The sequence below is a fragment of the Stieleria tagensis genome, from assembly GCF_024129865.1.
In the GTDB taxonomy this organism is placed as follows: Bacteria; Planctomycetota; Planctomycetia; order Pirellulales; family Pirellulaceae; genus Stieleria; species Stieleria tagensis.
In genome coordinates this window covers 1-12,007 of record NZ_JAMYFE010000074.1, presented here as the reverse complement: position 1 = coordinate 12,007, position 12,007 = coordinate 1, and the positions used below count along the sequence as shown (strand labels likewise).

Sequence of the window (12,007 nt, the reverse complement as noted above, 5' to 3'; positions counted from 1 at the left end):
GCAGTTCACGACCGACTGAACCCTGGCGGGATCAGCTACGATCGCTACCAAAGCCGTAGCTGGACCGGCCACGGTTCAGTTTCCCTGCAGTTCACGGCCGTCTGAACCCTGGCGGGATCAGCTACGATCGCTATCGACGCCGTAGCTGGGCCGGCCACGGTTCAGTTTCCCTGCAGTTCACGACCGGCTGAACCCTGGCGGGATCAGCTACGATCCCTACCAAAGCCGTAGCTGGGCCGGCCACGGTTCAGTTTCCCTGCAGTTCACGGCCGTCTGAACCCTGGCGGGATCAGCTACGATCGGTACCAAGGCCGTAGCTGGGCCGGCCACGGTTCAGTTTCCCTGCAGTTCACGGCCGTCTGAACCCTGGCGGGATCAGCTACGATCGCTACCAAAGCCGTAGCTGGGCCGGCCACGGTTCAGTTTCCCTGCAGTTCACGACCGGCTGAACCCTGGCGGGATCAGCTACGATCGCTATCGACGCCGTAGCTGGACCGGCCACGGTTCAGTTTCCCTGCGGTTCACGACCGACTGAACCCTGGCGGGATCAGCTACGATCGCTATCGACGCCGTAGCTGGGCCGGCCACGGTTCAGTTTCCCTGCAGTTCACGACGGTCTGAACCCTGGCGGGATCAGCTACGATTCGTTGAAACGTGACGCAACGAATTCAGGGATTCACGAACGTCGTGGCGGTGAATCCATCGCCTTGGGCGGTGGAACCGGGTTCGAAATGGGAGCGTCGGGTCACGCCGATTGCGACGGCGGTGTTTTCCGAAGTGGCTGCGATGCTGGTTAATCGTCCGACAACCTTGCCATCGCTACTGACTTCGCTCGCAGGTGCAGGAATCGAGCCTTGCGATTGCCATTGCATCAATTGCTTTTGAACCTGACCCAGTGCATCCAAGCGGGCGACAGTTTCTTGGCCCAGGTAACAGCCCTTGGTGAACGAAATCGTTTGCTCGATTCGACTGGCCTCCTGCGGTAGATTCTTGTCCGACAAATCGATTCCAAACCAGGGGAATCCGGCCAACGTGCGCGCGTGATGAAACGCATCCTGATCGCCCCAGCTTTGATCCAAATCACTCAGTTGCTGCTCGACGAATTCCGGTCTTGCCGTGACCAATAGCAGGGTGCCACTGCCGAGCCACTGCACGGGGTAAACCTGGGTGGCGTATTCATCCCAATTCGTATTCACACGAATGGAATCGTGTGCGTCAGGAGCAACGACAAACACCGTCAACTGTTCGGACAGGTCGACCGGTTGGGCGTCTTCACGAATCGTGTAGCGGTCCGCGTGGGACGCAATCACCTCAGCTTGTCCGCCGGCGCCGATCATGCGATAGCCTTCCGCGGTGCGAAAGGCATCGACATAGGCCAGCATTTTACCGCGGACTTCGGTAATAAACGTTTCGCATCCAGTTCCGACGGGCAACGATTTGATTTCGTTGGTGGTCAGGTTATGCAGGATTGCGCCAGCGTCTTGACCGACCAAGTCGATGACGGTTGCACTGGAAAGTCGAAAGACAGAGGGCATCGGGGGCAATGGTTAGAGATCTGCAGCGCGCCACGGAAAACGCGGGTGCGTTTTCCGTGGTTGATAGAGAACAACGATTCTCGATTAAGTGACATCTTTGAGCATGAATTCCTGCTCGCGTTTGATGTCGCTGCCGTCCGGTGTGGCATCGTTGTCGATGTCGAACCATTCTTTCTTGTACTCCAAATAGCCGCCTTTTCCGGCATTGGCATTTTTCAGCGCGACGTTGGCACCGAGTGCAATCACGGCGTCGCCCATGGCAACTTCGGGATAGCAGCGAGGCTGGTTGTCCGGATCGGGGTTGCGGATGCAGTACGCCCAGTGTTCGATTTCTTCGCGATAGCCACGGCTGACCGGTCCACTGTCCGCCGCTTGGGCAACGGGGGCGGCAAAGTCACCGCTGGCGCTGGTGTCCAGAGCATAGCCGCCGGCACCCTTTTTAACGCCGACTTTGCTGCTGGTGTCGCTGTCGCGGTACAGCAGAACGTCGGTTTCTTTGTCCAACACCAACGTGCCTTTGGAGCCCATCACGACTTCGCCCCAGCCACCAAAACCATTGCCGTTGATGGTACTGTAGGTGACCACGACTTTCTTATTGGGGTCTTGTTCGTAGCCGGGCACCGGACCGTCTGGATAATCTTCGACGCGGTCGTAATAGCCGACATCAAACGTTTCAGGGTATTCCGGTCCAGGGAATTCAAAGGCGCAATAAATGTGGTCACGCGCGTCACGATCGAGCGGCATGATGTGGCGTCCGCCGACGGCGTGAACCGACAACGGGTGTACTTTCTTGCCGTCGTCACGCAGTGAGGACAGGAAGATGCTGACCGCGTCCAGTTGGTGACTGCCCAGTTCGGCCATCAGTCCGGCACCGGTGCGTTCGAACAATCGCCAGCGGTGCAGTTCTTCCGCTGCGGTGAACATTTTGTCGCCGCGGGCAAAGTCTTGATAGCCGTGCGCCTTGGGGTCGATCGTTTTGTCCGCGTCCCAAGCTTGCCACTGTGCGACCTCGGCGGTCAGACGTTCAATGTCCGCCGCTGAGGTGGCGTTTTTGAGTGCATTTTCGCGGTGCTGCAGATCCTTGGCGATCCGATCGAACATCTCGCCTTTGACGGTTTTCTCGCCACCGGGAATTGGCATCGACCAGCTATCACGACCGGGCAGGTTGCCACGGTGCCATTGGGCGCGGATGTGGTGGATTTGTCCGAGCAGTCCCCAGCGGATCAGATTGACCGCGTTTTCATATTTGACGTTGTAGTGACGTTGGTGTCCGGTGGCCAATAGCAGCGGGTTGCCATCTTTGTCTTGGCCGGCGGCGGCCATTCGCCCCATGACTTTGCACTGGGCCACGTTGTGGGCCATCAATTTTTCAGTCAGCACGTGCAGACCGCGTTCCATTGCCAGCGCGGCGACGGGGGCGTGCAGCCACAGTGGCAGCGCGATAATCACCGCTTCGATGTCTTTGTTATTCAGACACTCCATGATCCCGCCATTGGTCGAGTCATAGACCTTGACGTTTTTCTTGGCTTCCGATTCGTCTTTGTAGCCTGCGACACTGATCAGACCGGGACGTCGAATCAATGCCGAGGGGCTGCTGCAATCACCATGGAACGCGCGGTGTTGGCTGAACGGTCGGATGTCACAAATGGCTTTGACATCGATGTAGTTCGGATTGCAGCCACCGATCAACACGTTGCCTTCGTCACCGGTGCCGATCACGGCCACTCGGACGGGATCTTTGACCGCACCGTAACCAAAATAGGCAGCACCTAGACCGGCACCACTGACGGCGCCGGCGGCAACAATGCCGCGCAGGAAGTCTCGGCGGTTGACGTCGTAATAACTGCCGACCGCGTTGTAATAGTTTTGCTTACCGACTTCGCGTTCGTCGCTGGAAAGTTTATCGACCATGGTTGGGATCCTCGAATTAGGTTTGTTTTGTTGTTGGGTTGTCTTTGGGAATCGGCCAGCTAAAAACGATCGTGAGTCGCTTCGCGGACTTGTTGCGCGTGCACCGCCTCGGACCGACGAATGAACAGGTGAATAAAGAAGTCCAATCCGGCGAAACGTCCGGCTCCCGTACCGGCGAGTACCAGACAGGCCATGCATTCGACCAATTGGTAGTAGCTGCTGGTGGGGCCGGTTCCCGGCGGGAATTGGCTGAGGAACACCGACGCCAAAAATCCAGCAGCTGCCAAGGCGGCGACGGGGGTGAACAGCCCCAAAATCAGACACCAGCCAACGATAAAATCGAAATACGGGACGTATCGATTCATCACGCTAGTGTCGATCATTTCCGTGCGTGGTTTGGTCAAACGAAATGGCGGCGATGCGGCACGCTGGTTGGGGGCGGCCAACGAATTGATCGTTGAATCGAAACCCGACCACAATTGATCAATTTCAACGAGCGTCGGTTTCAGTTTGGCATCATTTTCTTTGCGAACGGTTTCAATTTGACCGGCCAAGCTTTCCACACCCAACCGAGCCTTGTCCTGACGCAGTTTTTCCAATCGCGTCAGCCCCAGTTCGTACTCCTGAAGGTCGGCTTCATTGGTGACCAGAATCTCATCCAAGTTCTCCAGCAACTTGTCGAGTGCTTCGCCGGAGATCCGGTTCTCTTCGTCTCCAAAACTGTAGTACTGCGCAGCGCGGTCTCGATAATCGCCCAGCCACCAGCGGGTGTATTCCGGATCGCGGCGGACCGCACCATCGTGGTCCCAAACCAGCCCACGAAACTGTTCCGCAAACGGGCCTTTGGCGTTCGCAAAAAACGGTGCAGCGTCAAACGTGCCACTATGAAGTTTGTCACTGCCTTCGCTATGGAAGTGAAAGCCGATCGATACTCGTAACAAAACCAGCATCGTGATGCCGATGAAGCCCAGCAACCGGGGCGAGATCCCCCAGCCGACGGCCAAACGCAAAGGGGTTAGCAGGATAGTGCGCACGGTAGCAGAGAGCTCCGAAGGTGAGTGATCAGAGGGTGAGAGCTGGGAGGGGTGCGGCTCCAACCGGGATGGTTGGTAAAATCGTCAAGTTGACGCGATCCATCAGGCGGCGGAAAACCAACGCGCAAATGTCCGAACCGACAGTTCTCGTCATTATGGACGAGAAAGCGCCGCACGCCAAGGAGAAACGGTGGCTCAAACGCTGACAAGCCCTGTTTACGGGTCGGGGCCATGAATTGTTCTCGGACGACTCCGCTCTGCACGGACTTTTCAGACTCCGCGGATTGGTCTAAACTCTCCGCTTCAAGCAATCAGCGATTGCCTGGCGGTGGCGGCCCTTGCGACTGTGAATCGAGAACCTGGTCAGGTCTTAATTGAAGCAGCCATAATCGGTGTAGCTTTGTGTGAGGGTCGCCTCCACCGCGCAATCGTTGTCTCTGGACGCTCTGTCACTGGCCGCTTCTCTGGCTGGCCATTTTGTTTGAGAACGCGTGGTAAGCTCGCTCTCACAATTTCCATTCCGCTGCCGAGTGTTTGTCGGCAGTGAATTGTCGGCAATGCGGACCAAGCAACGCGGAACCACCTGAAGGTTGAACTCCAACGGTGTGGATGCGCCGGTCTCTTAAGAACTTGTCGACGCTGCGGGCGCAAAAAAAGGCAACGTGTTGTGACACGTTGCCTGCGGAGGTTCTTGATCAGAACCGTTTGCATTTGACACGACGGGTGTGTCGTTGGCTGTCCAGCTACAGCGTGCTGTCAGCGAGTTGAGATTCTGCGACGAAGGGATTGCTACGAACCAATCCCGATTTCATTGGCGCTGAAGAAACCGATTGGCTGATGCAGGGGTTGCAGATCGTTTCTGGCGTCGGGGGACGATAGAAATCCGATCGCAAACGGCCTTTATACCCGTCTGGGCTTCCAGCCATCGGCGGCGATGCAAAGGGGCTCATGCCGTAGGGACGCGCAAAGCGGGCGCCGTAGTAGACCGGGGGGTTAAGTGCAAAGTACGGCGGTTTCGACAGGCTCGTTCCATAGCTCGCGCCGTAAGGCTGATAAAACCCAAACGGTACGAACGGGTAAGCAGAGGGGTAATCAGCCGAAGCTTGTGGAGCTCCGCCAAAAGCGATGGCAGCCAGCGCGGCTACAGCAAGTGCGATGCGTTTCATGGTGTACAAACTCGTTAGGTGACGACAGATTCGTTTGAGAGAGTTCCTCCCGTGGAATCTTCACGCTAATTAACTGATCGATCGTTGCAACCGGCACCAACGTCGAATTGTACGAATGCCCTAAAACTGGTGCGGGTTGTGCAGGTGGAACCGGATTTGGCGAATCCAAATTTTCCTGTCTGTTTTTTCCCGCCTGGTTTGGTTTTGTGAGATAGGGTGTTTTCCGCAAACACCGGCACCCAGAGAGTGGCCCGGTTGTTTGCTTGAACTGAAGCCAGCGCTTTTGTGGTAACCCGACGCGTGAACGAGGGATTTACGGTGTTAGCGGGATCCCGGTCGCTGACCGAGCTGACGATTGAAAGAGCCGGTCGCGCGTTGGTGTGGAGGATTTATCCGACTGGCTTTATTCTTCGCAGCAGACGCTCACTTGAGTCGGATGAATCCTCCACACCAGCGCCACTATTCTTGCACCAGTGAGCATCGGTCCACCCGCTGGACTTGTCAGATGTAGAACATCACTTCGTCGCCTTGGGACGCATCGGCGGCAATTTCCGCCAGGCTGGTTTGGGCCAATAACGCCCGCGAAGCCTCGGCGGCTTGGCTCCAAAACTCGTGCAACAGTTGGTCCGCCCGAGTCTCGGTGGTCTCGGTTTGACAGCTCGAATCCTGGCAACCGACCGCTTCGGCAATCTCCAACAGCGTGATTTCGCTGGGTTCGACCAGCAACCGGTAACCACCCTGGCTGCCACGCACGCTTTGCACCCAGCCAACGCTTCGCAAGGTCCGCAAAATCTGAACCAAGAACGGCCCCGGAATCCCGTGACGCGCCGTGATTTCGCGGATCGTCACAGGCGATTTTCCGCTCTGGCGGATCGCCAACTCGGTCAACGCCAGCGCAGCGTAGTGAACACGTGCAGAAATCATCACTGTTTCACACCTCTGCGTTAATTGTGCAGACCACATTCGGTCTTTTGAAACCCACTCCAGCGTCCCGATCGCTCGTCTTCGCCCAATTGGGTGGATCGTGTGCAGGGCCAGCAACCCACACTCGGGTAACCTTTATCGTGCAGGGGGTTGTAGGGGATCTTGGCCTTGTCAATCAGTTTCCAAACATCGTTCTTGGTCCAATTGGCCAGCGGGCTGACCTTCACCAGTTGGAATTTCTTGTCCCAGCCAACGATCGGCGCTCGGGCACGATCATCGCTCTGGTCACGACGAATCGCACTGGCCCAAGCATGAAGTCCCTTGGCGGCCCGACGCAGGACACTTAGCTTGCGATCAAAGCAGCATCGGTTGGGTTCAGTTTTATAGACCGGACCGCCATTGGCCGCCTCGTACTGCTCCACGCTCAGCTCGGGATATTTGTATTCCACTTCGATCCCGTAGCGCTGTTTGACCAACTCTCGCAAATCCAGTGTCTCTTGAAATTGGTACCCCGTTTCCAAATTGAAAATCGGCGTCTCCGGAGCGATTTCGCTCAGCATGTGAATGATTGTCATGCCTTCCGGGCCAAATGCAGTCGCCATGGAAAACCGAGGCGCAAAGCGATCAATCGCCCATTTCAAAATTTCTTGCGGCGTAGCGGTTTCCAGTCGGGCACTGTGATCGGCCAATTCCGCCAAAAATTCAGGGGTCGGCGCCAGGGGGGGATCCGCCGCCAAGGCTCCCTGCGGCCCGTCATCATCGTCCGTAGCGGTCATCACTGGCAATTGCCGGCCATCAGCTGTTCCAGCGGTTGATCCGGTCGCCGTAGCTTCTGCCGTCGATGCCGGCGGGGCATTCTGCGTTTCTGCTTGCACGGGCGTTTCCGCCGCGGTGGTCGATTTCATCGTCGCACGTTTTTGGGGGATTCAAAACAGTCAACGCCTGGTCCCAACAGCCTGCGTTTTCCGAAACGATAGATACTTGATCCATTTAGTCAAGTATAGGATCGGCAGATCGGTTTGCGGAATTGAGATGTTTTGCGGGGGAAGCCTGAGTGAGACTTAGGTGGCTGGCACCAAATTCAGTGAGACTTAGGTGGCTGGCACCAGATTCGCGCCAAATTCGGCACGTGTCGGGTAAGGAAGAACCTGGATTGGCACGCTGAAGCGTGAACTCCAACGGTGGGGAGGAAGGCAATTGGTGTGAATTGTCTGGACGGGGTGCTAAAATTGAGACGCTGGCGGCGTATTCTTACGCATCGTCTCTCATTCCCTCGTCTTATGCCCCTGCAGGCTGCGCCATGCCAAGACTCCTCCGCTATCGCTTGTTAGCTGCTGTACCGTTGCCGGTTGCCTGTTGGGCAATGACAGCATCGGCAATGGCCGACAATATCGAGCTCAGTGGTGGGGTGCTGATCGACGGCACTGTACTACGAAAGACCGATGGAGGCCCCAAGCCGCATTTGGTGTTGGAACTCGATCCGGGACTGAAAATCGCCATCCCACAGTCGCGAGTACGTAAATCGATCAGCGACAAAGAACTCGCTTGGTACCAGGCAGCGGCGGAAGCGGCGGGGGAAGATCCGGAAAAACATTGCGAACTGGCAATCGCCTGCAGTGCGAAGCGGCTAAGCGAACAGCGTGATTATCACTTTCGTCGTGCCATCGAGTTGGATCCCGACCACTCGCGCGCACGCAAGGCAATGGGATACGTCGAGGACGGCAACGACTGGGTGTTGTATCGCGATCAACAGCGACGCAACGGAATGATTCAAACCTCGTCTGGCTGGCAGGTTCCGGAGGTCTATGTTCGTCACGAGCAGATGGACCAAGCCAATGCTGCGGCGCGCATTTGGGAATCGGACTTTGCAAAAATGCGCACCTCTTACCTGAAAGGCGACAAACGCGCCGAAGATGCTTGGAAAGAGATGCAAGCGATCGACGATCCATTGGCCACACAGGCGCTCAGCAAAGCGTTGAAGGAGTCTCGCACGGGGCCGGACCCCCAGAGTCTTCGCAAGTTTTACGTCCAGAAACTCGGGTCGTTTAAAGTGTCCGCCGCGGTCCAGGCATTGGTTGAAACCGGATACGACGATCCGGACTCATTCATCCGTGATTTGGCTTTGGAAGAATTGAATCAATACGGTGCGGCTTCGGCCGTCGGATACTACTTGTCGATTCTTTCGGGCACTTCGCACACAACTGGTCAAGTCAGTGCGGCGCTGCGCGCGTTGAATCATTTCCCCGACAAGGAATTGTGGCGCCAGTACGTTGATGCGTTGATCACCACGCACAAACAGGTCAAGCAAAAAGGGGCCGGAATGCAAGCGGGAATGAACAACCGCGGTGGCATGGGATTGGGGATGGGCGGCAAAGCTGAGGTGGTGACCAACCATGTCAAGAACCCCGCCGCGCTGGAGTTGTTGAAGACGATCTCGGAAGAAGATGGCGTCAATTTTGGCTACGACCAAGCGAGCTGGCGCCAGTATTTCGCCGACAAACTGATGGGCTCAACCGGCGACCTGCGGCGCGATCCGTAACGGAATCGCGCGAGCAACGGATGCAGGCGAGTGCCTCACAGGCGGGCCGATCTGTTTGAAAGTTGAGCGTCAGCATCGGGCGTTGGTTGACACCTCGGCTATTTGAGCTTGGTGATCACATAGCGATGGGGCTGCGGTTGGGCAGCTTCGTAGATGGCGGCCAATTCTCGTTCGGCTTGCTGTTCCAACTGAACCAGTTTTTCTTCAAACCCTTCCATCTGTTGTTCGCCTTTGGCAACTTTTTCGTTCAAGCCCTGTTTGGCTTGTTCGTTTTCGGTTTCAGCCAACTCACGTTTAGTCCGCTGCAAGTTGCGGAACGTGAACCAATGCCGACGCAGATCATTGATGGTCGTTTCGTTGCGTTGTTTGTTGAGCGCGACGACCTGGGCTGCCTGTTGTGATTGAGGCGTGTTGGGAAAACGTTGCAATTCAACGTGTGCAGCCAATTGCGTGTGCGGGAATTCGCCGATCTGGGTGCCGTCGATGGACAAGGAATACTTGCCGGCACTCAAGCCGTGAATTTGAAATCCTTCACGGCTGAACTTGTGATCCAATTTCAGCATTTTTGCAGCCACAGCGGTGTCCTCGGGGGTGACCCAGGGAAGGGCGTCTGCGGTGAACGTGAATTCGATCACATCATCGCCGTTGTTGGTCAGCTCGCTGACCGCGCCGCCGGTCACGCGAGCTTTGAAGCCGGATTTTGCTGTGGGAACTAACACGATATTCGATACGCCGTGCTGCATCCCCAAATTTTCGAGCCACGCATGAGCCATGATCAGCTGGCCGGCCGGTCCGGGGTGGATGGCATCTTTGATAAAGGTAAACCCGGATTCATCTTGTCGCGCCAAACGCGTCAGCTGGTTCAGCGGACTGAACATATCGATCGACTGCATGTTTCGTCGATCAGATTCGCCCCGCAACCAAGTCCCAAAGTATGCCAGCACGGCGTTGTACTCGCGCAACATCGACTCATCACGAGGGCGTTGTTTCAGCATGGCGCGGGCTGCGGTCGCGTCGAACATCGTTGGCGTGATGGGGGAAACCGTGGTGCCGGATTCCACCAACCGATCCAACAGTTCGGTCATGTCGGTTTCATAGGTCTTGAAAATCTGGTGATCAAACGCTTGGTAGCGTCCATCGTTCATTCCCAACAAAATCGTGACGAGTTGCGGATCTTTGGAAAGCACATCGCGATCAAGTCGTTGCAGGGCATCCCAGGCTTTGTCGCCACCGATTCCCGCATTGTGGAACTTCAGCGGTGTGCTGGGGAATCGCGTGATGAAGAAATCTTCGATGTACTGGGTATAGAGTCGTTGGTGAGTGATGGAGTCACCTAGAAAAACGACCGTGTCACCTTGATTCAATTCCGCCGCGCCGACTTTGATCGGCTGCGACTGGGCCACCGCGGGAGACACAAACAAACACAACACAAACAGCAGAAAACAATGACGTTTCATGACGAATGGGACGGCAGGAGAGGAAGGGAGGGGGAGAGGTAATTCAAACTGGTGGCCGCAGTTTAACTGCCCAGCCGACTCGGTGCACAGCGGCTGATCCGCCCAACGCGCTTGTTTGAGAGCTCAGGCATCGATCCCGACCCGACGCGTGAGTTTTGAAGCCAGCGCTTTTGCAATTCACTCGCCCGTCCCACGGGAGAGTGAAGAGATCGAAGTCGCGATTTGCCGATCCATTTGAGTTGAAAAGGCTGTTTAACGCAGCTTCAAAACCCGTCAGCGAGGGATTCAGCCGAGTACGTACCAGCGGATGACCAGGAAATGGCACAATGCGGCTGACATCACCAGCAGGTGCCACAGTGCATGCATGTATTTTCGCCGTGAGTCATTGATCAACACGACGACGCCCAGACTGTATAAAATCCCGCCGCTCAACATTCCTATTCCCAGCCCTGTCGGGACGTAGCCATACAGCGGAATGGCCGGCAACCACCCTAGCATGAGATACGAGATCGTCGCCACGTTGTTGATGCGGTGACGTACCAATAGCTTGGCTGCGATGCCCAGAAATGCCGCGACCCAGATTGCGACCAGCAATGGCGTGCGTACCGAATCGGGAGCGTACCGATACACAATCGGGGTGTACGTTCCTGAGATCATCGCGTAGATCATCGCTTGGTCCCACGCCCGCAGTCGATTGAGCAACGGTTGTTGCAAAATCGCATGGGAAAGCGTTGAAAACGAAAAGGTGGCTAACACAGAAACTGCATACGCGAGGCAGGCGATTCCCATTCCACTGCCACCCGAATCCGCTGTAGAGCCCCAGGCTTGGCTGACCAACCAGCCACCGAGCACCACGGTTGAGCAGGCGGCAAAACCATGCGTCAACGCATTGGCCCATTCCTCATCGGGTCGCACCGGAGCTTGATCAGATCGGACAGCGGATGTATTTGGTTCGGATTGCATGCTGCAGATCAAACCGCATTCGCTTCCGCTAGACAACCACAAACCTGGCCCCCACCACCACTAGATGACCCGAATGGCCGTGTGGCGGCCCCTTGCAAGCGATACAGCAGTCCCAATCTACCCACAGCGGATGTTTTAAAGCCAGTGCTTTTGCGTGGGCATTAGTTTTTGGTAACCCGACGCGTCAGTGAGGGATCCCGTTGACACCCTGAATCCCTCGCTGACGCGTTTTGAAGTTGCGCTTATGCAATTCACTCTCCCGCTTGGAGGTCGTGCAGCTTCGCTCACGGTTCAACAAGGTGGGGGTTTTCAGGGTGAGGTTGAACAATCGCCTCACGTCTTGAGCTAGCACGAGCAGGCCTGTCTCCGCAGCGGCACGCCAGCGGCCGCAACCGTGGAAAACCATGTGGCGAAGTTTTTGACTCTGGTTGCGGTCTCATTACGCCAACGGCGTTCGACAGCCTAGCCTAGGGTCAGG

The 12,007-nt window shown here is 56.4% G+C and carries 9 protein-coding genes and 1 other RNA gene; 2 read left to right on the top strand and 8 right to left on the bottom strand.

The window, feature by feature from the left end:
* Nucleotides 1–668 precede the first annotated feature (668 nt).
* The 3 genes from ygfZ to NHH03_RS18065 form a co-directional block, all read right to left on the bottom strand.
* Entirely contained in the window at nucleotides 669–1,535 is an 867-nt protein-coding gene (ygfZ, locus tag NHH03_RS18075; protein ID WP_253158394.1) for a CAF17-like 4Fe-4S cluster assembly/insertion protein YgfZ, read from the bottom strand.
* A gap of 84 nt (nucleotides 1,536–1,619) precedes the next feature.
* Nucleotides 1,620–3,446 carry a Gfo/Idh/MocA family protein gene (locus tag NHH03_RS18070; protein ID WP_253158393.1) on the bottom strand — a complete coding sequence of 609 codons (1,827 nt, stop codon included), beginning with the start codon at nucleotides 3,444–3,446 and terminating at the stop codon, nucleotides 1,620–1,622.
* A 59-nt stretch (nucleotides 3,447–3,505) separates the two neighbouring features.
* Nucleotides 3,506–4,480 carry a DoxX family protein gene (locus NHH03_RS18065; RefSeq protein WP_253158392.1) on the bottom strand — a complete coding sequence of 325 codons (975 nt, stop codon included), beginning with the start codon at nucleotides 4,478–4,480 and terminating at the stop codon, nucleotides 3,506–3,508.
* A gap of 327 nt (nucleotides 4,481–4,807) precedes the next feature.
* On the opposite strand from NHH03_RS18065, the gene ffs reads away from it, so the two are divergent.
* Nucleotides 4,808–4,902, top strand: an RNA gene (gene ffs / locus NHH03_RS18060) — signal recognition particle sRNA small type.
* Between the two features lie 321 nt (nucleotides 4,903–5,223).
* On the opposite strand, the gene NHH03_RS18055 is transcribed toward ffs, so the two are convergent.
* The 3 genes from NHH03_RS18055 to NHH03_RS18045 all read right to left on the bottom strand — a co-directional run bounded on the left by NHH03_RS18055 (nucleotide 5,224) and on the right by NHH03_RS18045 (nucleotide 7,346).
* Nucleotides 5,224–5,646 (bottom strand): hypothetical protein, encoded by a 423-nt coding sequence (locus tag NHH03_RS18055; protein WP_253158391.1) that lies wholly within the window; start codon nucleotides 5,644–5,646, stop codon nucleotides 5,224–5,226.
* Between the two features lie 501 nt (nucleotides 5,647–6,147).
* Nucleotides 6,148–6,570 carry an Rrf2 family transcriptional regulator gene (locus tag NHH03_RS18050; RefSeq protein ID WP_253158390.1) on the bottom strand — a complete coding sequence of 141 codons (423 nt, stop codon included), beginning with the start codon at nucleotides 6,568–6,570 and terminating at the stop codon, nucleotides 6,148–6,150.
* A gap of 20 nt (nucleotides 6,571–6,590) precedes the next feature.
* Entirely contained in the window at nucleotides 6,591–7,346 is a 756-nt protein-coding gene (locus NHH03_RS18045; RefSeq protein ID WP_253158395.1) for a phosphoadenylyl-sulfate reductase, read from the bottom strand.
* A 524-nt stretch (nucleotides 7,347–7,870) separates the two neighbouring features.
* Here NHH03_RS18045 and NHH03_RS18040 point away from each other — a divergent pair.
* Nucleotides 7,871–9,109 (top strand): hypothetical protein, encoded by a 1,239-nt coding sequence (locus NHH03_RS18040; protein ID WP_253158389.1) that lies wholly within the window; start codon nucleotides 7,871–7,873, stop codon nucleotides 9,107–9,109.
* Nucleotides 9,110–9,207: 98 nt separating this feature from the next.
* On the opposite strand, the gene NHH03_RS18035 is transcribed toward NHH03_RS18040, so the two are convergent.
* Complete coding sequence (locus tag NHH03_RS18035) at nucleotides 9,208–10,566, bottom strand: SGNH/GDSL hydrolase family protein (protein WP_253158388.1); 1,359 nt, start codon at nucleotides 10,564–10,566, stop codon at nucleotides 9,208–9,210.
* Nucleotides 10,567–10,851: 285 nt separating this feature from the next.
* The gene (gene trhA / locus NHH03_RS18030) at nucleotides 10,852–11,529 is read right to left on the bottom strand and encodes a PAQR family membrane homeostasis protein TrhA (protein WP_253158387.1); all 678 of its coding nucleotides are present in this window, start codon (nucleotides 11,527–11,529) and stop codon (nucleotides 10,852–10,854) included.
* Nucleotides 11,530–12,007: the final 478 nt, after the last annotated feature.

Excerpts from the sequence above, each read along its gene's own strand:
- ygfZ (WP_253158394.1), bottom strand. The coding sequence starts at position 1,535 with ATGCCCTCTGTCTTTCGACTTTCCAGTGCAACCGTCATCGACTTGGTC.
- NHH03_RS18070 (WP_253158393.1), bottom strand. The coding sequence starts at position 3,446 with ATGGTCGATAAACTTTCCAGCGACGAACGCGAAGTCGGTAAGCAAAAC.
- NHH03_RS18055 (WP_253158391.1), bottom strand. The coding sequence starts at position 5,646 with ATGAAACGCATCGCACTTGCTGTAGCCGCGCTGGCTGCCATCGCTTTT.
- NHH03_RS18050 (WP_253158390.1), bottom strand. The coding sequence starts at position 6,570 with ATGATTTCTGCACGTGTTCACTACGCTGCGCTGGCGTTGACCGAGTTG.
- NHH03_RS18045 (WP_253158395.1), bottom strand. The coding sequence starts at position 7,346 with ATGACCGCTACGGACGATGATGACGGGCCGCAGGGAGCCTTGGCGGCG.
- NHH03_RS18040 (WP_253158389.1), top strand. The coding sequence starts at position 7,871 with ATGCCAAGACTCCTCCGCTATCGCTTGTTAGCTGCTGTACCGTTGCCG.
- NHH03_RS18035 (WP_253158388.1), bottom strand. The coding sequence starts at position 10,566 with ATGAAACGTCATTGTTTTCTGCTGTTTGTGTTGTGTTTGTTTGTGTCT.
- trhA (WP_253158387.1), bottom strand. The coding sequence starts at position 11,529 with ATGCAATCCGAACCAAATACATCCGCTGTCCGATCTGATCAAGCTCCG.